We start from the raw sequence: 21,707 nt of genomic DNA on the forward strand, positions 1-21,707 counted from the left end.
GAGAGCATCACGAAGGCCCGCCGCTTGGCGGGCTTTTCGTTTTCGCGGGCTCCTCCGAAATGCCAATCCAGAGCCGGAGGCTTCGGCCTCGCCTCTCTGAAGCTTCGGGCGTATATCTCGGCAAAACCGGGGAGACGACACGATGGCCGATGCACGGCACCTGAGCATTCTGAAGGAACTCGAGCGCAAGGTGCTCTGGCTGTCCACCTGGACGATCCACAACGCCAATCACCTGCGGGCCAGCGAGGACGGGTTGAAGATCGGCGGCCACCAGGCCTCCTCGGCATCCCTCTCCACGATCCTGACGGCGCTCTACTTCTCGGTGCTGCGGCCCGAGGACCGGGTGGCGGTCAAGCCCCATGCCAGTCCGATCTACCACGCCATCCAGTATCTCTTCGGCCGCCAGACCCGCGAGAAGCTCGAGAATTTCCGCGGCTATAAGGGCGCGCAATCCTACCCGTCCCGCACCAAGGACATCGATGACGTGGATTTCTCCACGGGCTCCGTAGGCCTGGGTGTCGCGCAGACGCTGTTTGCCAGCCTCGTGCAGGATTACGTCAAGGCCCATGGCTGGGCGAAGGACCTCCCCGAAGGCCGCATGATCTCGCTGGTGGGCGACGCGGAGATGGACGAGGGCAACATCTTCGAGGCCCTCCTGGAGGGCTGGAAGCACGGCATCCGCAATACGTGGTGGATCATCGACTACAACCGCCAGAGCCTGGACGCGGTGATCCGGGAGGGGCTGTGGGAGCGCTTCGAGGCGCTGTTCCGCAATTTCGGCTGGGACGTGGTGATCCTCAAGCACGGCTCCCTGATGCAGGAGGCGTTCCGGGAACCCGGCGGCGAACGGCTGAGGGACTGGATCGATTCGTGCCCCAACCAGCTCTATTCGGCCCTGACCTTCCAGGGCGGGGCCGCCTGGCGCAGGCGCCTCCTCGACGATCTCGGCGACCAGGGGCCGGTCACCCGGCTGATCGAGAAGCGTTCCGACGAGGAGCTGGCGCGGCTCATGTCCAATCTCGGCGGCCATGATCTGCCGAGCCTGCTCGATGCGTTCGAGAAGGCCCGGCAGCACGACCGGCCGGTCTGCTTCCTGGCCTATACGATCAAGGGCTTCGGCCTGCCGCTCGCCGGCCACAAGGACAATCATTCCGGCATGCTGACGCCGACCCAGATGGAGGCCTGGAAAGCCACCCAGGGGGTGCGGGCCGGGCACGAATGGGACAAGTTCGAGGGCCTCGGGATCTCTCAAGGAGAGATCGAGCGCTTCCTGAGCGAGGTCCCGTTCATCCAGAAGGGCACCCGGCGCTACAGCGCCCCGCAGGTGCCGGTGCCGGACAGGCTCGTGTTTCCGGCCAATCCGGCTATGTCGACCCAGCAGGGCTTCGGCCTCATCCTCAACGAGCTGGCCCGGTCCGATCACGCGCTGGCCTCCCGCGTCGTCACCACGGCGCCGGACGTGACGGTCTCGACCAATCTCGGCGCCTGGGTCAACCGGCGCGGCCTGTTCGCCCGGGAGAGCCTCGTCGATACCTTCAAGAAGGAGCGAATTCCCTCGACCTACAACTGGGAGTTCTCGCCCAAGGGCCAGCATATCGAGCTCGGCATCGCCGAGATGAACCTGTTCATCGTGCTCTCGGCCCTGGGGCTGTCGCATTCCCTGTTCGGCGAGAGGATCCTGCCCATCGGCACCCTCTACGATCCCTTCATCTATCGCGGCGCGGATGCCCTGAACTACGCCTGCTACCAGGATGCCCGCTTCCTGCTCGTCGCCACGCCGTCCGGCGTGACGCTGGCGCCCGAGGGCGGCGCTCACCAATCCATCGGCACGCCGCTCGTCGGCCTGGCGCAGGACGGGCTCGCCTCCTTCGAGCCGGCCTTCGTCGACGAGCTTGCCGTGATCATGCGCTGGGCCTTCGACTACATGCAGCGCGACGGCGAGGGCGAGGCGGACGAGAAGACCTGGCTGCGCGACGAGACCGGCGGCTCGGTCTACCTGCGCCTGTCGACCCGCAGCCTGGAGCAGCCCCAGCGCGAGATGACGCCCCAGCTCGCCGACGACGTCATGGCCGGCGCCTATTGGCTCCGCAAGCCCGGGCCGAACGCCCAGGTGATCGTCGCCTATACGGGAGCTGTCGCCCCGGAGGCCATCGAGGCCGTCGGCCTCATGGCCGAGGACCGGCGCGACATCGGCCTGCTCGCCATCACGTCCGCCGACCGGCTCAATGCCGGCTGGACGGCGGCGCAGCGCGCCCGCGAGCGCGGCCTCGTCCATGCCCGGTCCCACGTGGAGCGCCTGCTCGCCGACGTGCCGGCCCATTGCGGCCTGGTGACGGTGATCGACGGACATCCGGCGACGCTGGCCTGGATGGGCTCCGTCATGGGCCACCGCACCCGCTCGCTGGGCGTCGAGCATTTCGGCCAGACCGGCACGATCAAGGACCTCTACCGGCATTTCGGCATCGACGCGCAAGGGATCATCTCGGCCGCCGAGATGATCGCGCCCGGGCGGCCGATGCGCTACCTGAAGGCGGTGTGAGCGGTCGGAGCCTGAGCAGGCCGGAATTCACCCTCTCACGTCATGACAGGCCACATGCAGGGGGTCCCGATCCTGTCGAGCGCAGCGCTTCTCCGATCGGGGTGGCCGGGACGGGCCATGACGGAGAGGCGTCGGGAGCCGGTCGGCTCGCCGGCTTCTAGTGCATCGTGTGGAAAAGTGGACCCGGTTTTTCGCATCAACGATGCACACATCAATGACGAAGCATCGGATCCAATCCCAAAAGTGGGTCCACTTTTGGGTCCGATGCTTTAGGCTTGCCCGGCTCGCAGAGCCACTGTCGCGACGCCGGCCCCGATCAGGAGGCTGCCGCCGGTCCGGTTGATCACCCGCATGGTCCGCGGGCTCTGCACGACCCGGCGGGCCCGCGATGCGATGAGCGCGTAGGTGAGGACATTCGCGAAGGCCAGGATCAGGAAGGTCGCGGCGAAGACGCTCACCTGCGGCAGGAGGGCGAGCCTCGGGTCGATGAACTGCGGCAGGAAGGCGATGAAGAAGGTCAGCCCCTTGGGATTGAGCGCCGTCACCAGCCAGGCGTGGCCCAGCATCCTGAGCGCCGAGGTCGCGTCCGTGCGTGGCCTCGCGTCGAGGGCTCCCCCGGCCCGCCACAGCTTGATTCCGAGCCAGACCAGATAGGCCGCCCCGATCCACTTGAGGGCCGTGAACAGGGTCGCCGAGGCGGCAAGCAGAGCGCCGAGGCCGAGGAGCGACAGGCTCATGGCGGTGAAATCGCCGAGCGCGACGCCGATCGCCATGGGCAGGGCGGTCCGCCAGCCCTGCCCGAGAGCGTAGGACACGACCAGCAGGATGGTCGGCCCCGGGATGACGAGCAGCACGGCGGAGGCGGCCGCGAAGGCGAGCCAGGTCTCGAGCGTCATGGCGGTTCCTCTGCGATGGGAGGGCCATGCAGCCATGGATTCGACCCGGTGTCGAGGGGAGGGCCCGAAAGCGGCAAAGCGGCGCTCTCGGGGCTCCTGACCCGCTGAGGATTTGCCGCCGAGGGGCCTGGCATGCTAACCGCGTGCTCTTCCGTGACGAGAACCCTAAGACAGAGCATGGCCCGCAAAAGCCTCCTTCAAGGCGATACCCTTCCCTTGATCCGCCGCCTGTGGCGGGACTGGATGCGTCCGCACAAGAAGACGCTGGCCCTGGTGCTCGTGCTCGTGGCCCTGGTCTCGGGCGCCACCGGGCTCTACCCGGTGCTGATCAAGGCGGCCTTCGACGCCTTCGACGCCAAGGACGCCCAGGCCATCATGCTGGCGCCGCTCTTCGTGATCGCCGTCACGTCCGTGAAGGGCTTCTCGCTCCTCGCCCTGACGATCCTCACCAACAAGGTGGTGACCCGGATCGAGGCCGACATGCAGACCGCGCTCTACGGGCACCTGATCGAGGCCGACCTCGCCCAGATCGGGCGCGAGAGCCCGGCCGCCCTGACCCAGCGCTTCACCACGGACTTCGCCTTCATCCGCGAAGCGCTGACCCGCCTGTCCACGGTGTTCCTGCGCGAGGTCACGACGATCATCGCGCTCGTGGCGGCGATGCTCTGGATCGACCCGGTCCTGACCCTGGTGGCGGCCGTCATCTCGCCCGTCTTCGCCTATCCGGTGAATCAGATCGGCCGGAAGCTGCGCCGGGTCGCCATCTCGACCCAGGAGCAGACGGGCCTGATGGCAAGCCTCATCGCCGAGAGCCTGGCCGGAACCCGCATCGCCAAGACCTATGGGCTCGAGCGCTACCTCAAGACCAAGGCGGCCCGGACCTTCGACGACGTGCGCGACCTCAAGATGAAGGCCGCCAATGCCCGCGGCCGGATGGACCCCATCCTCGAGACCGGCGGCGGTCTGGCCGTGGCGATCGTGCTCATGCTGATCGGCCACCGGATCCTGTCGGGCAACAGCACGGTCGGGGACTTCACCGGCTTCGTCAGCGCCCTCGTCATGGCGGCGCAGCCGATCCGGGCGCTCGGCAACCTCAACGCCATCGTGCAGGAGGCGGCGTCGGCCCTCCACCGGACCTTCACGGTGATGGACGAGGCGCCCCGGATCCAGGACAAGCCCGGGGCGAGGCCGCTCGCGCTCGATGGCGGCGAGATCGCGTTTTCGAACCTCACCTTCTCCTATGACGGCGAGGCCGTGGCCCTCGACCATGTCGACCTGGTGGCCGAGGCCGGCCGGACCACGGCCCTGGTCGGCCGCTCCGGCTCGGGCAAATCGACCCTCCTGTCCCTCGTCCCGCGCCTCTACGACGTCAATCAGGGGGCCGTTCTGATCGACGGGCAGGATGTGCGGGACGTGACCCTGGCGAGCCTGCGCCATGCCATTGCGGTGGTCAGCCAGGACGTGATCCTCTTCGACGATACCATCCGGGCCAACATCGCCTTCGGGCGCCCGGACGCGTCGGAGCAGGACATCGTTGCGGCCGCCAAGGCGGCGGCCGCCCATGATTTCATCCTGAAGCAGCCGGACGGCTACGACACCCTGGTCGGCCCCGGAGGCGGACGCCTGTCGGGCGGCGAGCGCCAGCGCATCTCGCTCGCCCGCGCGTTCCTGAAAGACGCCCCGATCCTGCTCCTCGACGAAGCGACCAGCGCCCTCGACTCCGAATCGGAGCGTCTGGTGCAGGATGCCATCCGGCGCCTCATGAAGGGGCGCACCACCCTGGTCATCGCGCACCGGCTATCGACCGTGCGCAACGCGGATCAGATCGTGGTGACGGAGAACGGTCGCATCGTCGAGACCGGGTCGCATGAGGCCCTGATGGCGAAGAGAGGGGTTTACGCTCGCCTCCATCGCCTGCAGCTCTCCGACGACGAGCACAGCCTGGCGGCGTTGTCCTGACAGATCGCCTGGGCTCTGGGCCTATTCCCGCCGCATGATCCTGTCGACGAGAAGGCTCGACCAGAAGCTCGGGCGGAAGCTCCGCTCCAGGGCCTCGGCATCGTATTGCGTCTCGATCCAGGTCAGGAACGGCATGCCCCTGGCCTCGCCCTCCCGGCGGTAGAGATCGAAGAATTCGTCGAGGATGCCCGTCTTCGAGAAGCGGAAATGGCCGTATCGCATGGAGAGCTGGCGCTGGGCCTCGTCGATGGACCGGCCCTCGAAGACCACGAGATAGAGGGCGGCCACGAAGCCCGCCCGGTCCGCGCCCGACTTGCAGTGTAGGACGGCCGGGTACTCGATCTTGTCGAAGAAATCCTTGGCCGACAGCAGCGTTTCCCGGTCGGGCGCCCCCCGGGAGCGGACGACGAACTCCTCCAGATGGATGCCGAGGCGCTCGCAGGCCTCCTTCTGCAACTGCCAGGAACCGTGCTCGCGCCCGCCGCGCAGGTTGACGATGGTGCGGACACCCTCGGCCTGAAGGGCGGCGATCTGGTGGGGCGCAGGCTGGGCCGAGCGCCACAGGCGATCGGTCACCTGGTGCTTGTTCAGGTAGAAGAGGCGAAAGACCCCGTGGTCGGCGACCAGCATATGCGCCCAGGCGCGCAGGCGTCCGGACAGCCCCTCGACGGGCCTGTCCCAGCGCGCGATGCGGGCCATGCGGCGGGCATAGCGGATTTCAGGCTTGAGGAACCTGTTGAACACGTCGATCCAAGCAATCTGTCGTCAATGTAAGATCATTCGGTTTGCGGCCGAAGGCGGCTCTTATCGACGATGAAGGCCGATTAATCAATCGCCTGTCCCATAGGTAGTTGCCGCAGGCCGAATTCCCAAGGTTCGGTCGGATGGAATTCGGCGGGACGCAACCAATCGGTTGCCGGTCTGCCGCCTCTCGTGTAAGGGGTGCGTTTCGAAACAACCCTCCTTGACGAAACGAGCGGCTGGACACCGGGCCTCGAGAGCTTGCCGGCGCTGGATCGTTGAGACCCACAAGCAGTTCAGGAGAGCGGCGTCATGTCGTCCACCTTCGAGACCGTCGCCGGCATCATTTCAGAGACCGCCGACATCCCGCGCGAGCAGATCACCCCCGAGAGCCATGCCATCGAGGATCTCGGCATCGACTCGCTCGCCTTCCTCGACATCGCGTTCGCGATCGACAAGGCTTTCGGGATCAAGCTGCCGCTGGAGCAGTGGACGCAGGAAGTGAACGAGGGCAAGGCGCCCGCCGAGGAGTACTTCGTCCTGAAGAACCTCGTGGCGCGCATCGACGCCCTCGTGGCCGCCAAGCAGGCCTGACGAACAAACCATCCCGGCGGGCCGGCCAACGAGGCTGGTTCGAAGAGGCGATCCATCAGCGCTCCGCCTCATGGATTCTCTTCCCATTGAACCTGCCGGGAGCAAGAGGGTAAGAGACCCGGATGCGCCTCGAATACTTTGAAATGATCGACCGGGTGACGAGCCTCGACCGCGAGACCAGGCGGATCGAGGTCTCCTCCACGGTTCCTCAGGAGAGCCCGGTGTTCGAAGGGCATTTCCCCGGCCACCCCCTCGTGCCCGGCGTCCTTCTGACCGAAACCATGGCCCAAGCCTCCGGCTATCTCGTGCTCGGCCTCATGGGCTTCACCCACATGCCGTTCCTAATGGGCGTCGACAAGGCGCGCTTCCGCACCTTCGTCGGACCGGGTACGGTGCTCACCGTCACGGCGACGCTGGAGCATGAAGGCTCGGGCTATGCGGTGACCAAGGCCAAGATCGCCGCCGAGGGCAAGCCGATCTGCGACGCGGAGCTGCGCTTCCGGATCATGCCCTTCCCGGAAGGCATGGACGGCCTGATGCGGGCGCAAGCCAAGCGCATCGGCCTCCTGGAGGAGACGGTTTGATGCGGGATGTCGTCATTACGGGGATCGGCCTCGTCTCCAGTGCCGGGGAAGGCCTGGAGGCGCATCTGACCGCGCTCGCGCAGGGCGGCGCCCCGACCATCGATGCGGCCACGTTCGAACCCTTTCCGGTCCATCCCGTCGGGGCTCTCGAATGGGACCGGCAGATCCCCAAGAAGTCCGATCAGCGCCAGATGGAAGCCTGGCAGAAGCTCGGCTGCTATGCCGCGGGCCTTGCTCTGGACGCCGCGGGGGCCAAGGACGATGCGGCCCTGAAGGCTCGCATGCAGCTCATCGTCTCGGCCGGAGGCGGCGAGCGGGACTACGCGGTCGACGGGCAGGTGCTCACCGGCCTCGCCAAGGCCGACAACCCGGGCGTCTTCCTCAACGAGCGCCTCATGGGCGATCTGCGCCCAACCCTGTTCCTGGCGCAGCTCTCGAATCTGCTGGCCGGCAACATCTCCATCGTCCATGGCGTCACCGGCGCCTCCCGGACCTTCATGGGCGAGGAATCGAGCGGCGTCGATGCCCTGCGGATCGCCCGCGAACGGATCGCCTCGGGCCAGGACGACATCTTTCTCGTGGGCGGCGCCTACAACGCGCAGCGGCCGGACGTGCTCCTCATCTACGAGATGGGCGGGTTCCTCTGGAAGAAGCCCTACCGACCCGTCTGGGATCGCCCGGCCGACGGCGGCGGCATGATCCTCGGTTCCGGGGCGTGTTTCCTGGTACTGGAATCCCGCGAGCATGCCGCGTCCCGCGGGGCGGCGCCGATCGCCACCCTGGCGGGGATCGCCTCGGACCGCTCCCGCCGCAAGGCGGGCAGCGTCGAGGCCTCGCTGCACGCCCTGTCGCGGCAGCTGAACGCCCGGCCGGACCTGGTGATCTCCGGCGCCACAGGGATCAAGGGCATCACGGACGAGGAGCAGGCGGCGCTCAAGGACGTCGCGCCCGAGGCGGCGGTTCACGCCACCGGGGATCTCGTGGGCCACACGATGGAAGCCCAGGCGGCCACCGGCGTGGCCCTCGCCGCAGGGCTGATCGCCGGCGGCAAGGCCGGCGAGGCGCTCGTCACCTCCATCGGCCATTGGCGCGGCGAAGGCGCCATCCGGCTCACCAAGGCTTGAGGAGAAGGCAATGGCGCTTCGCGACACACAGGGCCGTCCGCTCGTCGCCGTGACCGGCATCGGCACGGTCACGTCTCTCGGGCAGGGCAAGGACGACACCTGGGCGGCTCTCACGGCCGGCCGGTCCGGCATCCACCGGATCAACCGCTTCCCGACCGAGGGTCTGCGCACCACGATTGCCGGCACCATCGACTCGGTCGACGTGGAGCCCTTCTGCGCGCCCATGCTGTCCGAGCGCCTCGCCATGCTGGCCGCCGAGGAGGCGGTCGGGCAGTCGGGGCTGGCCCAGGAGGACTTTCCGGGAGCGCTCTTCATCGCCGTGCCCCCGGTCGAGATGGAATGGCCGCAGCGCGAGGCGCTGGCCCAGGCCTCGGGCCAGGACGGGGACGTCACCTACAAGGATCTCCTCAAGGCAGCCGCCACAGGCCGTTTCAGGCCCTGGCACGACCTCTTCATCTTCGGCACGGTGGCCGACCGGGTGGCCGATCGCTTCGGCACCCGGGGCTCGCCCATCTCCCTGTCGACCGCCTGCTCGTCCGGCGCCACGGCGATCCAGCTCGGCGTCGAAGCGATCCGCCGCGGCGAGACCGAGGCGGCGCTCTGCATCGGGACCGACGGGTCCGTGAACCCGGAATCGCTCATCCGCTTCTCGCTGCTCTCGGCGCTCTCGACCCAGAACGAGAACCCGGAAGGGGCATCGAAGCCCTTCTCCAAGAACCGCGACGGCTTCGTCATGGGCGAGGGCGGCGCGGCCCTGGTGCTCGAGAACGCCGACAGCGCGAAGGCGCGCGGCGCCACGATCCTGGGCTACGTGCTCGGCTGCGGCGAGAAGGGCGACGGCTTCCACCGCACCCGCTCGTCCCCGGACGGCATGCCGGCCATCACGGCGATCCGCCAGGCGCTCGAGGATGCCGGTGTCGTCCCGGAGGACATCGACTACATCAACGCCCACGGCACCTCGACCCCGGAGAACGACAAGATGGAGGCCATGAGCTGCACCGCCGTGTTCGGCGAGCGCATGGCCGGCCTGCCGATCTCCTCGAACAAGTCGATGATCGGCCACACGCTCACCGCGGCCGGTGCCGTCGAGGCCGTGATGTCGCTCATGACCATCGCCACGGGCCGCATCCCGCCGACCATCAACTACCAGGTGCCGGATCCGGCGATCCCGCTCGATGTTGTGCCGAACGTCGCCCGGGATGCCGAGGTGAACTACGTGCTCTCGAACTCGTTCGGCTTCGGCGGCCAGAATACCTGCCTCGTCTTCGGGGCCGAGCCGAAGGGAGCCTGAGGCCATGAGGAGCGTGAGACCATGACCCGGGTTCTGGTGACGGGCGGAGCCAAGGGCGTCGGCGCCGCCATCGTGCGGGCGCTGGTCGCGGGCGGCCACGATGTCGACTTCACCTACCGGTCCTCGGGCGAGGCCGCCAGGACGCTGGCCGACGAGCTGATGCAGACGAGCCCCGGCCGCACCATCCGGGCCCATGAGGTCGACCTCGCCGACAAGGCGGCCCTGGAGGCCTTCTGCGAGGCGGTCGAGGGCGAGAGCTTCTTCGGGCTCGTCCACAATGCCGGCCAGCCCTACGACGCGCTCGCCGCCATGATGCAGCAGGACAAGGCCGAAGCGGCCATGCAGGTGAACTTCTGGTCGCTCACCCGGATTGCGAAAGCGCTCATGCGCGGCATGATCCGGGCCAAGGCCGGCCGCATCGTGGCCATCGGGTCGGTGGCGGCGCTCCAGGGCAATCCCGGCAATGCCGCCTATGCGGCGTCCAAGGGAGCGCTGATCTCCTATTGCCGCACCCTCTCGATCGAGACCGCCAAGCGGGGCGTCACGGTCAACGTGATCGCGCCGGGCTTCATCGACACCGACATGATGGCCCCTTATGCGGCCTATCGCGACAGTATGGAGAAGCAGATCCCGGCCGGCCGCTTCGCCAAGCCGGAGGAGATCGCGGGCCTCGCGGCCTTTCTCCTGTCCGAACCGGCCGCCTACATCACCGGCGCGGTCCTGCCCATCGACGGCGGGCTCACGTCGATGCTGGGCGTGCATCGGTAGGCTGCCCTGCGATCCTCCGCGCCGTTGCTTCGCCGGAGGATGACGCTCTCGCCGTCATCACCGGCACAGGGCCGGCCATGACAGGCGGAGGGCGGGACGACAGGAGAGGCCGTTCGTCCCCCCACGCGTCCTTCGGCAACGACACAAAACTTGTCATCGGCGCCTCGGCCCTTTAAGCCGCCGGGAACGATTGTCTCCGTGATCGCCGCGCCTTGAGATGCAGGCAGACACACGACCAGGATTGGCTTTCATGCGCTCCCTTCAGCTCTTCGGCGACCGTGATCTCCGCATCACCGAGATCGAGCCTCCGCCGCCGCCGGCGCCCGGCGAGGTGCAGGTGCGGGTCAAGGCGCTCGCCCTCAACTACCTCGACGTCTGGGGCTTTCGCGGCATGGCCTTCGCCAAGCGCAAGATGCCGCAGGCCGTCGGCGTCGAGGCCTCGGGCGAGATCGCGGCCGTCGGCGAGGGCGTCACCCGGTTCAAGGCGGGCGATCCGGTCTCCATGTACGGGGCCGAGACCTGCGGCCATTGCAAGGCCTGCCGGAAAGGCTGGGACAATCTGTGCGAGAACGTCGCCGGCATCATGGGCTTTCATATCGACGGCTTCGCCCGCGAGCTGATCAACCGGCCCGAGCGGCTCGTGATCCCGGTGCCGCAGGGCGTGTCCTTCGAGCAGGCCGCCTGCGCGCCGATCGGGTTCGGCACCGTGCAGCACATGCTGTTCGACAATGCCAGGCTGGAGCCGGGCGAATCGATCCTCGTCCATGCGGGCGGCTCCGGGATCGGCACCGCGGCGATCAAGATGGCCAAGGCCATCGGCTGCACGGTCTACACGACCGTCGGCGACGACGAGAAGGGCGAGAAGGCGAAGGCACTCGGGGCCGATCACGTCGTCAACTACCGCACCGAACGCTTCGAGGGCGAGGTGCGCCGCCTGACCAAGCGAAAAGGGGTCGACGTGGTGTTCGAGCATGTGGGCGCCGAGACGTGGAACGGCTCGCTCCTCTGCCTCAAGCGCGGCGGGCGCCTCGTGACCTGCGGGTCGACCTCGGGGGTGTCCACCACCATGAACCTGATGCAGCTCTTTCAGCAGCAGTACCGGATCTTCGGCTCCTTCGGCTGCCGGATCGAGAACATCGCGCAGTCGCTGGACAAGATGGCCGGGGGCATGAACCCGGTCATCGACGCGGTCTTCCCGCTCGACGAGTTCCGACACGGCCTGGAGCGGCTCGAAGGCCGGAAAGTCTTCGGCAAGGTGATCGTGACGTTCTGAACCAAGCACGGCCGCGGGAGCAATTCGCCGCGACCGTCGGTCTTGACGAACCAGGCTGCCTTCGAAAAAGACGCGGGACTTTTTCTTCTTCACCTTCTTTTTCCATCGCCGGCCTCGAGCCGGCTCACCGTGCCAGGATCAGAACCCCGTGCAGCAGCCCCACCGGTCCCGCAATTTCGTGTCGCGTCTTATCGGAACCGTCATGGTCGGCGTCGTCCGTGGCGTCTTCGCCTTTGCGCGCGCTCTGGGCCCGGAGCGGTCCGGCGCTGTCGGCGCCGCGATCACCCGCACCTTCGGCCCGCTGCTGAAGGCGCACAAGACGGCGCTGGCCAACATTCGGGCCGCCTACCCGGAGAAATCCGACGCCGAGGTGAAGGCCCTGGCGCTCGCCGCCTGGGACAATCTCGGCCGCACGGGCGGCGAGTATCCCCATCTCGGCCGGCTGTTCGACTTCGACCCCGACAGCACCGTGCCGGGCCGCACCGAGGTCGACGGCATCGATCACTTCCTGAGCCTCAGGGACGACGGCCGGCCGGGACTCATCTTCTCCGCCCATCTGGCCAATTGGGAATTGCCCGCCATCTGCGCGGCGCGCTTCGGGCTCGACACCACGGCGGTGTTCCGCGCGCCCAACGATCCGGCCATCGCCCGCGTCCTGCACGAGATCCGCAGCGAGACCATGGGCAACCTGGAGGCGGCCCGCCAGGGCGCGGCCTTCGCCATGCAGGGGGCGCTGGAGAAGGGCGGTCATCTCGGCATGCTCATCGACCAGCATTTCACCCGCGGGGTGATCGTCGATTTCATGGGACGCCCGGCCCTGGTGAACCCGATTCTGGGAAAATTCGCCCGCCGGTTCGACTGCCCGGTCCACGGGGTGCGGGTGATCCGTCTGCCCAACCACCGCTTCCGCCTGCAGCTCACCCCGCCGCTCGACCTGCCCCGTGATCCGGACGGCCAGATCAACGTGCAGGGCGCCATGCAGGCCATGACCTCCGTGGTCGAGGAATGGGTGAAGGAGCATCCGGAGCAATGGCTGTGGATGCACCGCCGCTGGCGGGTGCCTGCTCGGGCATCGGACCCGAAAGCGGGATCTCCTTCTCATTGACGCGGTTCCTGGTTCGTATAATGCGCTCGCGTTCAAAGTAACGTGAGTTCCCCTCGAGGCTGATTTCGTGTTCGATAGCGGCACCATGGCGTCCCGTTTGACACTGACTCTGGCGGCCCTCGGTCTCGCCGCTCTTCTTCAGCCTGCTCTGGCGGACCCGCCGCGCGCGGTCGTCGAGCTGTTCACCAGCCAGGGATGCTCGTCCTGCCCGCCGGCCGACGAGCTCCTCGTGGAATATTCCCGCCAGCCGGACATCATCGCGCTCTCCCTGCCGGTCAATTACTGGGATTATCTCGGCTGGAAGGACACGCTCGCCCATGTGTCCTTCACCGAGCGCCAGAAGGCCTATGCCCATTCGCGCAAGGACCGGCAGGTCTTCACCCCGCAGATCATCGTCAACGGCAAGAAGTCCTGCATCGGCTCCGACCGGGACCAGGTCGAACAGGCCATTCAGGCCACGTCGAAAGGCCGCAAGACCCTGCCGGTGAACGTGACCGTCAACGAGCAGAACGGTCAGGTGACGATCGTCGTCGAGGAGACCCAGGACACGACGCAGCGTGCGGCCGAACTGTGGGTGCTGCCGGTCCTGAAGGCCAAGACGGTGCCGATCGAGCGCGGCGAGAACCGGGGCAAGACGATCACCTACGCCAATGTGGTGCGCGGCCTGACCAGGGTCGGCGAATGGCTCGGCGGCTCGGCGCGGTTCGAGGTGCCGCTCGAGACCGCGCGCAGCGGCGGCGATGCCTATGTGGTGCTTCTGCAGAGCACCGATGCCGCACGACCCGGGATCATTCTCGGGGCGGCCAGGGGTCCCGGGTTCTAGTTCGGCTTCCACGTCTCCGAAGGGCGCCTCCCTCAGGGCAGGATGATGACCTTGTTGGGCAGTTCGTCCACGTCGTCGAGGCGGGGTGGGGCGTGCTCGGCCAGGATCGCCCCCGTGCGCCGGATCGCCACGATCAGGCCTTCGGTCATGCGCCCGTCCCGGATCGTCCGGGTCAGGTCGGCGACGATGTCGGCCCAGACGGTCGCGTCGACCCGGTCGGCGATCCCCGTATCGGCCAGGATCTCGGCGTGGTGCTCGGCGAGCGCCAGATAGATCAGCACCCCCGTCTTCTCCCGGGTCCGGGTGAGCCCCCGGCGCAGGAATTCGCGAGAGGCGGCCTCATGACCCTGAGCCTGCTTGAGGGAGCGCGGCACGAGGGCGTAGCGCAGCTTCGGCCAGGAGAGGACGAGGCCCAGGGCGAGCGCCACCGCGAGCTGGATCAGGAAGATCCGCGACGTGCTGATCGACGTGAGCCAGATCAGCGGCCAGGGCGTGACCAGGGCGGCGAGAAGCGCCCAGAGCAGCGGGATTTCACGGTAATGCCCCGCCTGCTCGGCGAGCACGAGCACGATCTCCCCGGAGGTGTCGTCCTCCACGTCGCTGATCGCCTGGGCGAGGCGCGCCTGATCGTCGGGTGAAATCATCTACCAGCTCCCCGAGGCGCCGCCGCCGCCCGACGAGCCGCCGCCTCCGGAGAAGCCGCCCCCGCCGGACCATCCGCCGCCTCCGCCGGACCACCCGCCACCACCCGGCCAGCCGCCGGTGGTGACGATCCAGGGGCCGCGCCGCCCCCGTCTGACGCCCTGCGTCCGGCCGGCCCCCATCATGCGCGAGATGAGGAAGAACAGGATCAGCAGGAACACGAAAGCGATTACCGGGTCGATGCTCGTGGCGCCGTCCTCACGCACCTCGGCCCGGCGGTGCCATTCCTCCGCGTCCCCGGTCAGAATTGACAGCATGGCATCGACGCCCGCATCGATGCCGCCGGAAAAATTGCCCTTCTGGAACTGCGGCGCGATCGCCGTGGTGATGATGACCTTGGACAGCGCGTCGGTGAGCGCGCCCTCCAACCCGTAGCCCACCTCGATGCGCACCTTCCGCTCCTGCGGGGCCACGACGAGGAGGGCGCCGTTGTCCTTCTGCTTCTGGCCGAGCTGCCAGTGCCGGAAGAGGCGGTTGGCGTAATCCTCGATCGGATAGCCTTCCAGCGAGGGCACGGTCGCGACCACTACCTGGTCGGTGGTCTTGTCCTCGTGGGCCTTCAATTTGGCCTCGAGGGCCGTCCGCTCCTCGGGTTTGAGAAGGTTCGCCGCATCGACGACGCGGCCGGTCAGCTGGGGGAAGGTCTGGGCGAGAGCGGGGAGAGACCCGAGAAGGATGAGGAGAGAGAGGAAGAGCGCCGCCCATCGTCTTCCCCCGCTGCGCGAAGAGGACGCGGTGGAGATGGAGCAATCCGGCGGAGACTCTCCGTCATGGCTGGGCTTGTGCCGGCCATCCCGATGCTGAAAAGCGCCACGCTCTTCGTGATCGGGATCACCGGCACCGGGCCGGTGATGACGGGGTGGAGTGATCATCCGTCTAGAACTTCACCTCGGGCGGACGGTCGGAGCCGGCCGTGGCCGTGAAGGTCTCCATGGGCTTGGCGTCCGGATAGACGATGGAGGCGATCCAGCGGCCGGGGATCGTGCGCAGTTCCGTGTTGTAGGCCTGCACGGTCGAAATGTAGTCGCGCCGGGCCACCGCGATGCGGTTCTCGGTGCCTTCGAGTTGGGACTGCAGGGCAAGGAAATTGGCGTTCGACTTCAGCTCCGGATAGCGCTCGACGGTGGCGAGCAGCCGGCCCAGCGCCCCGGAGAGCTGGTTCTGGGCCTCCTGGAACTGACGGAACTTTTCGGGATCCGTGATCGTGGAGGCGTCGACCTGGACCTGCGTGGCCCGGGCGCGGGCCTCCGTCACCTGGGTCAGCACCTCGCGCTCCTGCTGGGCGAAGCCCTTCACGGTCTCGACCAGGTTGGGGATCAGGTCGGCCCGGCGCTGATACTGGTTCTGCACCTCGCTCCAGGCGGCTTTGGCCTGCTCCTGCAGGGTCGGAACATTGTTGATGCCGCAGGCCGACAGCCCGAACGCCAGAAGCATGCCGGTGAGGGCGACGCGGATCCGGGCCGGTAAAAGCAGGGCTGTCATGTCTGTCCTTCTCGCGATTCGGGTCCGGGAACCTTTGCTGGGATCAACACATGGGGCAGGCACGCTCTTTCAACAAGCCGCTTTCGGTCAGCCGTGCACATCGGATTGGATCCTGCCGGCGCGGCAGGCCCGCATCGTCCGGACGGCCTAGGCGGTCATTCATCCAACCGGCCGAATTGCGCGGGAATCCGAAGCGATACACAGTATCGATACTGGCTTTAGCGGCCAGGTCCTCCCGAAACTTCGGAGGTGGCATGGGGGCATGCTGCCTCCGCTTTCTTTGGCCTCAGGAGATCTTTCCGTCGATCCCGGCGGGGCCTGTCTTCCGCCCTCCGATGATCGCCCAGTAGACGAGGCCGGCGACCGCCCCGGTGAGGCCGAGCACGAGGCTCACATGCAGTTCCGCCGGCGAGGCGATCCGGGCGGATCCGCGCAGGATGAAGGGCACGGCTGCCGTCAGGGTGGCGGTGGCGAGCGCATGCCAGAGGAGGCTGCGCATGCCCAGCACCTCGCTCACGACCGCGATCATGAGCGGGGGCAGGACCAGCAGGGTGAAGACGATCCGGCCGACAGTCAGGAACGCGCCCTCCACGATCGGCCCGGGATCCTCGGCGGCGAACACCGCATCCACCAGGGACCAGAAGCCGACGAACAGCGTGTCGCCCGTGAGCACCGCCATGACGGGATCGACGATGGACGCGATGAGGAAGAAGGTGCCGCTCGCGCCGATGGCGATGAGAAGCGCAAAGGGGATCAGGAGAAGCCAGCGGATCATGCGGCGTCTATAGCATGCGGCCTGTCAGGCGTCTGCGTGATGGCGATCCGCCAGTAGACCCAGCCACAGAGAGCACCAGCGAACGTCGCCGCCGGGAAGAAGCGCTGATCGTTCAGTCCTCTGGGAAAGCTCCAATCATAGGCGAGGAAGGCAAACCCCAGGCCGAGAGCGGCTCCCCCGACGGCGTGGATCCAGAGCGAGCGCCATCTGAAGAAGAGTCCGAGCAGTGCCAGAATCAACGAGACGGGAAAAATGCTCATGAAAACAAGCGGGACACCGAATAATGCGAAAAGCGCCAGCCCTTCGAAAGCCGACCTGTAAGAGAACGTCTGGGGATTCAAGGCGATTCCCAGAAGAAGTGATAGAAAGCCAGTCAAGAGTGGCGCGACGACATTCGCTAGGCCGACGGCGATCAGGCTGACAAGGAGGTGCCTCATGGATGCTGGTTCTCGGCAGAAAAAGACGGTAAAACGTTATCTCATACTGTAAAGCCAGGGAAGCTTGTCGAAGGAGCTCGCGTCCACAGCGGCTAGAGGGACGTCGGTTCCGATCCTTGGTCCGCCAGTGAAGGCACGCCAGTTCTTGGGAGTGTCATGGCTGCGGAGCGGTCCGGTTCTCAAGATTGTGCTAGTCTCGGTCTCGGGCGGCGGGCATCCATGCAGGAGGAGGACGCCATGGCGACGTCGAAGCTGGACGAGCGGCGGCTCATGTCGGACGAGGAGTTCACCCTCGTCGAGCAGACCCGGTATCCGGTGCTGGGCAAGCTGGAGGATTCGGCGCTCGCGGACCTGACCCGGCGCCTGCGCGAGCGGCGCGACCGGGCCCGGGACATCGCCCGTCGCCAGCGCCGGGAGGTGCGCGGCAAGGGCCGGCAGACGACGACCTTCGAGAAGCAGGATGCCGGCAACCGCCAGAAGGCGCGTGTCCTGGCCGAGGCGCTGACCCGGATCAACAGCGAGCGCACGCACCGGAAAGCCGAGGAATTGCGCGCCAAAGCCCGCCGGGCCTATGCGATGCGGCAGGAGGCGGAGACGCCGGCGCGGCCGGATTCCGGCAGGACGCCCCGGAAGGGCATGCGCAAGAACGCGAGCGACCGCCGCGACCGGATCGTCAATCCGATGGGTGCCGGTCGCGTCTCGCAGGCCGGCAAGCGCGCCCAGGCGGCGCGGGACAACGCCTAGAGAATGGTGCGGACGTCCGCCGCACTGCCGTCATCACCGGCCTCGTGCCGGTGATCTCGATCGGACAAGCCCGGCCATGACGGGAGAGGGTGTCATTCCCCGCCGGCAGCGAGGAGCGAGCCTCGGAGACTACTCCCCGTTGCCCACCGCATAGACGCCCTCGGCCCCGATGCCCTGTTCGGCCATCATGCGGGCGCGGGCGCGCAGCTTCTCGGTCTCGCTCTTGAGCTGGCCGCAGGCGGCCAGGATGTCACGGCCGCGCGGGGTGCGCACCGGCGAGGCATAGCCGGCCCGGTAGACGATCTCCGAGAAGCGCTCGATCCGCTCCCAGTCCGAGCACTCGTATTTCGAGCCCGGCCAGGGATTGAACGGGATCAGGTTGATCTTGGCCGGGATGCCCTTGAGAAGGCGCACGAGTTCGCGCGCATCCGCGTCGGAATCGTTCACGCCTTTCAGCATCACGTATTCGAACGTGATGCGGCGGGCGTTCGACAGGCCCGGATAGGCCCGGCAGGCATCGAGCAGCTGCTTGATGTCGTATTTGCGGTTGATCGGCACCAGCTCGTCGCGCAGCTCGTCGCGCACCGCATGCAGCGAGATCGCCAGCATGGTGTTGGCCTCCGCGCCCAGCCGCTCCATCTGGGGCACGACGCCGGACGTGGATACGGTGATGCGGCGGCGGGACAGGGTCAGCCCCTCGCCGTCCGACATGACGTCGATGGCCGCGATCACGTCCCCGATGTTGTAGAGCGGCTCGCCCATGCCCATGAACACGATGTTGGACACGAAGCGTCCGCCGTCGGTCGGCACGAAGGCGCCCTCCGGCGGGGTGGCGTCGGGCCAGTCGCCGATGGCGTCGCGGGCCACGATGAGCTGTGCCACGATCTCGGCCGAGGTCAGGTTGCGCACCAGGCGCTGGGTGCCCGTGTGGCAGAACGAGCAGGTGAGGGTGCAGCCGACCTGGCTCGACACGCACAGGGTGCCGCGGTCGACCTCAGGGATGTACACGCACTCGATCTCCGCGCCCTTGTCGAGCGGACCCGTCGAGGCCATGCGGATCAGCCATTTGCGGGTGCCGTCCTTCGAGACCTGCTCGGACACCACCTGCGGGCGGGCGAGCGTGTAGGCGGCGGCGAGCTTCGCGCGCAGCTCCTTGCCCACATTGGTCATCTCGGCGAAGTCCTTCGCCCCGCGGAAATAGATCCAGTGCCAGAGCTGGGCGACGCGCATCTTGTGCTCGCGCTCCGGCACCCCGATGGCGGCCAGAGACTCCTTGAGCTGGTCCCGGGTGAGGCCGACGAGGGACGCGCCGCCCGGAGCGGCGCCGGCCACGACGTTCAGCTCCGCGGTCTTTTCGATGAACCCGGCCGCGCGCGCGGCATCGCTCACGGCCACGGTGGCCGCATTGGGGTTGCGCTTGGCGATGTCGAGCACCGTCGCCATGGGAAATCTCAAGCCTCGTTGTTGGGAATCGGCGTGCCTATAGCACGATTGCGCCGAAACCGTGAGCCTTCAAACGCAAAATTCCGGGCGCGAGACCCGGAACATGCTCATCGAGGTACTGATTTTCAACCGTGCGGGGGGCTTAGGAAGCGCATTCCTTGCGGGCGTGTTCGAGGGCCTTGCCGAAGCCGTTCAGGGAATAGCGGTCGGTCAGGCTGGAGCCGCGGGCCGACTGGGTCTTCACGGTCACGGTCCCGCTGCGGGCCATGGTGGCGATCGCCTGGCCTTCCTCGGCGGGATTCTTGAGCCAGGCATTGGCCGCCTTGGTGATCAGCGCGTAGGACGCGTTGCCGACGGCGGCTTCCGCCGGGCCGTTCTCCTTGGCCGTGAAGCCGAGCACCAGGGCGACCTCGTTCCTCACGTTCTCCGCCGGGCGGAAGGACACGAAGAGATAGGCCGGGTCGCGGTTCACGTTCTTCGGCAGCCGGTCCTTGGGCTGGCTCAGGGCATAGCAGATCTTCGAACGGCCGGTCTGGGCCGTGTAGACGCCCCAATCGCCGTACGAGGTCAGCAGCGAGGCGCCCCCCGGGCCCGTGGCCGCCTGGGCCGGCCTGGCGGCGGCTGCCGCGCCTGCGGCCCCTGCGGCGGCCGCGGCAGGCTTGGCCGCATTGGTCTTGGCCGCCGGAGCGGGATTGGGCTTGGTCGCCGGGGCCGGCTTGGCCGGCGTCCCGCGGGTCGATTGCTGCGTCGAACGTCCGGACTGAGCCAGAGCTGCAGGCCCGGTTCCGATGACCACGATGGCGGAAAGGATGCCCGCGGCGATGCCGCGCTGGAGAGATGCAGATATCATGGGGCGGACCATACAGGCGGATGGTTAAGAACTCTTCACCATCTCCGTTAAGGCCGCGCCAGCCGATTGGCGATGCGTCGAAACGTGGCGCTTGGTGTCATCGCCCGGCACCGGCCGCGCGGCCGCTTACGAAAAAGGGCCGCCTTTCGGGCGACCCAAGGTGGTTCTGCAAAGCTTGTTCGTCTTTAAAAGCCGGAGGAATAAGGTGACTTTGTTGCGAACGACTCATCCTTACGTCACCTATAATAACATTGCAATAAGTCAATTTTCTTTGTTCTGAATATGGTCCTAGAACGAAGCTTTCAGGCGTGTTCCATCGTGTCTCTGAGAGCCTTGCGGGCCCTGTCCTTGTGCTCTTCCGTTATGGAGCCGGCAACCTGCGTGATCGCGGCCGCCAGGACAGCTGCGTCATCGGCGAAGCCGAACAGGGGCAGCAGGTCGGTGATGGCGTCGGCCGGAAAGACGAAATACGCGATGGCGCCGAGGAGGATGAGCTTCACGCGGCTGGGCGTCGACGGATCCGTCGCGCAGAAGAAAGCCGCCACGAGGTCATCGGCGAACGGAATTCTGACCGCAACCCGCTTCAGCTTGACCCAGAACCGGCGCTTCAGGCCTTCCTCGTCCCGGGTCTCCTTGCGGATGGCCTCCATCTCGGCCTTGGAGAAAGGCTTCATGAAGGGTTCACTCATTCAACAGACTCCTTCCATGGGATGCGTTCCCGCTGGCTCGGGGATAGCTTAAGACATCTCCGGCTGAAGGGAGAAAAGCGATGAAGCTCGACAAATTGATGGCAGCCGTCGTCACCGGAGGGGCGTCCGGCCTCGGCGAGGCCACGGCCCGAATGCTGGCCTCCGGCGGTGCGAAGGTCGCCATCCTGGACATGAACGCCGAGCGCGGCGAGGAGGTTGCCCGGGAGATCGGCGCCGTCTTCTGCAAGGCCGACGTGACCGACGAGGCGTCGATCGATTCCGCCCTTGCCGCCGCCCGTGCGGCCAACGGCATCGAGCGGGTTCTCGTCAATTGCGCGGGCATCGCGCCCGGCAAGCGCACCGTGTCGAAGAAGCGCGAGACCGGAGAACTGATCCCCCACGACGTGGCGAGCTTCCGCCGAGCGGTCGAGATCAACCTGATCGGCACCTACGCGATGATCGCGAAATGCGCCACCGCCATGGCCGGGCTCGATCCGGTCACGCCCGACGGCGGGCGCGGGGTCATCGTCAACACCTCGTCGGTGGCCGCCCAGGACGGGCAGATCGGGCAGGCCGCCTATGCGGCCTCCAAGGGCGGCGTGCTGGGGCTCACGCTGCCCGTCGCCCGCGACCTGTCGGGCTTCGGCATCCGGGTGATGACGATCATGCCGGGCCTGTTCCACACGCCGCTCTTCGAGGGCATCGCGGAGGATTACCGCAAGGCCCTGGAGGCCAACGTGCCGTTCCCCTCGCGCCTCGGCCGATCCGAGGAATACGCCGCGCTGGTCAAGGCTATCATCGAGAATGACATGCTCAACGGCGAGGGAATCCGCCTCGACGGCGCGTTGAGGATGCAGCCGAAATAGGGAAGGCGTATCGTCGCCGCGC

General features: G+C 67.2%; 22 protein-coding genes. 12 read left to right on the forward strand and 10 right to left on the reverse strand.

The genetic code is table 11. The annotated features are described in order from the left end of the window. Positions 1–142: 142 nt before the first annotated feature. Positions 143–2,539 carry a thiamine pyrophosphate-binding protein gene (locus tag HPT29_RS01635; protein ID WP_173949105.1) on the forward strand — a complete coding sequence of 799 codons (2,397 nt, stop codon included), beginning with the start codon at positions 143–145 and terminating at the stop codon, positions 2,537–2,539. A 269-nt stretch (positions 2,540–2,808) separates the two neighbouring features. On the opposite strand, the gene HPT29_RS01640 is transcribed toward HPT29_RS01635, so the two are convergent. Continuing rightward, on the reverse strand, positions 2,809–3,435 hold the full coding sequence (locus tag HPT29_RS01640; RefSeq protein ID WP_173949104.1) for a LysE family translocator: 627 nt from the start codon (positions 3,433–3,435) through the stop codon (positions 2,809–2,811). Between the two features lie 177 nt (positions 3,436–3,612). Here HPT29_RS01640 and HPT29_RS01645 point away from each other — a divergent pair, with 177 nt between their 5' ends. Beyond that, positions 3,613–5,394, forward strand: coding sequence for an ABC transporter ATP-binding protein (locus tag HPT29_RS01645; protein ID WP_173949103.1), 1,782 nt, complete (start codon positions 3,613–3,615; stop codon positions 5,392–5,394). 21 nt (positions 5,395–5,415) lie between these two features. Here the strand turns inward: HPT29_RS01645 and HPT29_RS01650 are convergent, their stop codons facing one another. Then, positions 5,416–6,138, reverse strand: coding sequence for a fused DSP-PTPase phosphatase/NAD kinase-like protein (locus HPT29_RS01650; RefSeq protein ID WP_173949102.1), 723 nt, complete (start codon positions 6,136–6,138; stop codon positions 5,416–5,418). A gap of 309 nt (positions 6,139–6,447) precedes the next feature. Here HPT29_RS01650 and HPT29_RS01655 point away from each other — a divergent pair, with 309 nt between their 5' ends. The 8 genes from HPT29_RS01655 (at position 6,448) to HPT29_RS01690 (ending at position 13,697) form a co-directional block, all read left to right on the forward strand. Continuing rightward, positions 6,448–6,729 (forward strand): acyl carrier protein, encoded by a 282-nt coding sequence (locus HPT29_RS01655; RefSeq protein ID WP_009490841.1) that lies wholly within the window; start codon positions 6,448–6,450, stop codon positions 6,727–6,729. 122 nt (positions 6,730–6,851) lie between these two features. Beyond that, the gene (locus tag HPT29_RS01660) at positions 6,852–7,313 is read left to right on the forward strand and encodes a 3-hydroxyacyl-ACP dehydratase FabZ family protein (RefSeq protein WP_173949101.1); all 462 of its coding nucleotides are present in this window, start codon (positions 6,852–6,854) and stop codon (positions 7,311–7,313) included. After that, on the forward strand, positions 7,313–8,437 hold the full coding sequence (locus HPT29_RS01665; protein ID WP_173949100.1) for a beta-ketoacyl-ACP synthase: 1,125 nt from the start codon (positions 7,313–7,315) through the stop codon (positions 8,435–8,437). Before HPT29_RS01660 ends, HPT29_RS01665 begins: the two co-directional genes overlap by 1 nt. Before the next feature lie 10 nt (positions 8,438–8,447). Beyond that, the gene (locus HPT29_RS01670; RefSeq protein ID WP_173949099.1) at positions 8,448–9,728 is read left to right on the forward strand and encodes a beta-ketoacyl-ACP synthase; all 1,281 of its coding nucleotides are present in this window, start codon (positions 8,448–8,450) and stop codon (positions 9,726–9,728) included. Between the two features lie 21 nt (positions 9,729–9,749). Continuing rightward, on the forward strand, positions 9,750–10,496 hold the full coding sequence (locus HPT29_RS01675; RefSeq protein ID WP_173949098.1) for an SDR family NAD(P)-dependent oxidoreductase: 747 nt from the start codon (positions 9,750–9,752) through the stop codon (positions 10,494–10,496). Positions 10,497–10,746: 250 nt separating this feature from the next. Beyond that, positions 10,747–11,769 (forward strand): zinc-binding dehydrogenase, encoded by a 1,023-nt coding sequence (locus HPT29_RS01680; RefSeq protein WP_173949097.1) that lies wholly within the window; start codon positions 10,747–10,749, stop codon positions 11,767–11,769. A gap of 202 nt (positions 11,770–11,971) precedes the next feature. Continuing rightward, positions 11,972–12,874 (forward strand): lipid A biosynthesis lauroyl acyltransferase, encoded by a 903-nt coding sequence (locus tag HPT29_RS01685; protein ID WP_210272255.1) that lies wholly within the window; start codon positions 11,972–11,974, stop codon positions 12,872–12,874. A 67-nt stretch (positions 12,875–12,941) separates the two neighbouring features. Then, the gene (locus HPT29_RS01690) at positions 12,942–13,697 is read left to right on the forward strand and encodes a DUF1223 domain-containing protein (RefSeq protein WP_259060417.1); all 756 of its coding nucleotides are present in this window, start codon (positions 12,942–12,944) and stop codon (positions 13,695–13,697) included. Positions 13,698–13,729: 32 nt separating this feature from the next. Here HPT29_RS01690 and HPT29_RS01695 read toward each other — a convergent pair whose 3' ends face one another. From HPT29_RS01695 to HPT29_RS01715, 5 genes are all read right to left on the reverse strand, one after another. Then, positions 13,730–14,341: a TPM domain-containing protein gene (locus HPT29_RS01695; protein ID WP_173949094.1), complete on the reverse strand. Its 612-nt coding sequence runs from the start codon at positions 14,339–14,341 to the stop codon at positions 13,730–13,732. Continuing rightward, positions 14,342–15,271: a TPM domain-containing protein gene (locus HPT29_RS01700; protein WP_210272252.1), complete on the reverse strand. Its 930-nt coding sequence runs from the start codon at positions 15,269–15,271 to the stop codon at positions 14,342–14,344. A 4-nt stretch (positions 15,272–15,275) separates the two neighbouring features. Next, entirely contained in the window at positions 15,276–15,881 is a 606-nt protein-coding gene (locus HPT29_RS01705; protein WP_173949093.1) for a LemA family protein, read from the reverse strand. 286 nt (positions 15,882–16,167) lie between these two features. Beyond that, positions 16,168–16,656 (reverse strand): hypothetical protein, encoded by a 489-nt coding sequence (locus HPT29_RS01710; protein ID WP_173949092.1) that lies wholly within the window; start codon positions 16,654–16,656, stop codon positions 16,168–16,170. Then, positions 16,653–17,093, reverse strand: a complete 441-nt coding sequence (locus HPT29_RS01715; protein ID WP_173949091.1) for a hypothetical protein — start codon at positions 17,091–17,093, stop codon at positions 16,653–16,655. Before HPT29_RS01715 ends, HPT29_RS01710 begins: the two co-directional genes overlap by 4 nt. 237 nt (positions 17,094–17,330) lie before the next feature. Here HPT29_RS01715 and HPT29_RS01720 point away from each other — a divergent pair, with 237 nt between their 5' ends. Then, on the forward strand, positions 17,331–17,837 hold the full coding sequence (locus HPT29_RS01720; protein WP_173949090.1) for a hypothetical protein: 507 nt from the start codon (positions 17,331–17,333) through the stop codon (positions 17,835–17,837). 129 nt (positions 17,838–17,966) lie between these two features. Here HPT29_RS01720 and rlmN read toward each other — a convergent pair whose 3' ends face one another. From rlmN to HPT29_RS01735, 3 genes are all read right to left on the reverse strand, one after another. Continuing rightward, complete coding sequence (rlmN, locus tag HPT29_RS01725; RefSeq protein WP_210272251.1) at positions 17,967–19,280, reverse strand: dual-specificity RNA methyltransferase RlmN; 1,314 nt, start codon at positions 19,278–19,280, stop codon at positions 17,967–17,969. Between the two features lie 142 nt (positions 19,281–19,422). Then, the gene (locus HPT29_RS01730; protein ID WP_173949089.1) at positions 19,423–20,130 is read right to left on the reverse strand and encodes a hypothetical protein; all 708 of its coding nucleotides are present in this window, start codon (positions 20,128–20,130) and stop codon (positions 19,423–19,425) included. Positions 20,131–20,432: 302 nt separating this feature from the next. Continuing rightward, complete coding sequence (locus HPT29_RS01735; RefSeq protein ID WP_173949088.1) at positions 20,433–20,819, reverse strand: YkvA family protein; 387 nt, start codon at positions 20,817–20,819, stop codon at positions 20,433–20,435. An 80-nt stretch (positions 20,820–20,899) separates the two neighbouring features. On the opposite strand from HPT29_RS01735, the gene HPT29_RS01740 reads away from it, so the two are divergent. Then, positions 20,900–21,685 carry an SDR family NAD(P)-dependent oxidoreductase gene (locus tag HPT29_RS01740; RefSeq protein ID WP_173949087.1) on the forward strand — a complete coding sequence of 262 codons (786 nt, stop codon included), beginning with the start codon at positions 20,900–20,902 and terminating at the stop codon, positions 21,683–21,685. Positions 21,686–21,707: the final 22 nt, after the last annotated feature.

Origin of the sequence: Microvirga terrae, from assembly GCF_013307435.2 — a bacterium.
Lineage (GTDB): Bacteria > Pseudomonadota > Alphaproteobacteria > Rhizobiales > Beijerinckiaceae > Microvirga > Microvirga terrae.

Bases quoted from the DNA above. Each gene is read 5' to 3' on its own strand.
- HPT29_RS01635 (WP_173949105.1), top strand. From the start codon at position 143: ATGGCCGATGCACGGCACCTGAGCATTCTGAAGGAACTCGAGCGCAAG.
- HPT29_RS01640 (WP_173949104.1), bottom strand. From the start codon at position 3,435: ATGACGCTCGAGACCTGGCTCGCCTTCGCGGCCGCCTCCGCCGTGCTG.
- HPT29_RS01645 (WP_173949103.1), top strand. From the start codon at position 3,613: ATGGCCCGCAAAAGCCTCCTTCAAGGCGATACCCTTCCCTTGATCCGC.
- HPT29_RS01655 (WP_009490841.1), top strand. From the start codon at position 6,448: ATGTCGTCCACCTTCGAGACCGTCGCCGGCATCATTTCAGAGACCGCC.
- HPT29_RS01660 (WP_173949101.1), top strand. From the start codon at position 6,852: ATGCGCCTCGAATACTTTGAAATGATCGACCGGGTGACGAGCCTCGAC.
- HPT29_RS01665 (WP_173949100.1), top strand. From the start codon at position 7,313: ATGCGGGATGTCGTCATTACGGGGATCGGCCTCGTCTCCAGTGCCGGG.
- HPT29_RS01670 (WP_173949099.1), top strand. From the start codon at position 8,448: ATGGCGCTTCGCGACACACAGGGCCGTCCGCTCGTCGCCGTGACCGGC.
- HPT29_RS01675 (WP_173949098.1), top strand. From the start codon at position 9,750: ATGACCCGGGTTCTGGTGACGGGCGGAGCCAAGGGCGTCGGCGCCGCC.
- HPT29_RS01680 (WP_173949097.1), top strand. From the start codon at position 10,747: ATGCGCTCCCTTCAGCTCTTCGGCGACCGTGATCTCCGCATCACCGAG.
- HPT29_RS01685 (WP_210272255.1), top strand. From the start codon at position 11,972: ATGGTCGGCGTCGTCCGTGGCGTCTTCGCCTTTGCGCGCGCTCTGGGC.
- HPT29_RS01695 (WP_173949094.1), bottom strand. From the start codon at position 14,341: ATGATTTCACCCGACGATCAGGCGCGCCTCGCCCAGGCGATCAGCGAC.
- HPT29_RS01700 (WP_210272252.1), bottom strand. From the start codon at position 15,271: ATGATCACTCCACCCCGTCATCACCGGCCCGGTGCCGGTGATCCCGAT.
- HPT29_RS01705 (WP_173949093.1), bottom strand. From the start codon at position 15,881: ATGACAGCCCTGCTTTTACCGGCCCGGATCCGCGTCGCCCTCACCGGC.
- HPT29_RS01710 (WP_173949092.1), bottom strand. From the start codon at position 16,656: ATGATCCGCTGGCTTCTCCTGATCCCCTTTGCGCTTCTCATCGCCATC.
- HPT29_RS01715 (WP_173949091.1), bottom strand. From the start codon at position 17,093: ATGAGGCACCTCCTTGTCAGCCTGATCGCCGTCGGCCTAGCGAATGTC.
- HPT29_RS01720 (WP_173949090.1), top strand. From the start codon at position 17,331: ATGGCGACGTCGAAGCTGGACGAGCGGCGGCTCATGTCGGACGAGGAG.
- rlmN (WP_210272251.1), bottom strand. From the start codon at position 19,280: ATGGCGACGGTGCTCGACATCGCCAAGCGCAACCCCAATGCGGCCACC.
- HPT29_RS01730 (WP_173949089.1), bottom strand. From the start codon at position 20,130: ATGATATCTGCATCTCTCCAGCGCGGCATCGCCGCGGGCATCCTTTCC.
- HPT29_RS01735 (WP_173949088.1), bottom strand. From the start codon at position 20,819: ATGAGTGAACCCTTCATGAAGCCTTTCTCCAAGGCCGAGATGGAGGCC.
- HPT29_RS01740 (WP_173949087.1), top strand. From the start codon at position 20,900: ATGAAGCTCGACAAATTGATGGCAGCCGTCGTCACCGGAGGGGCGTCC.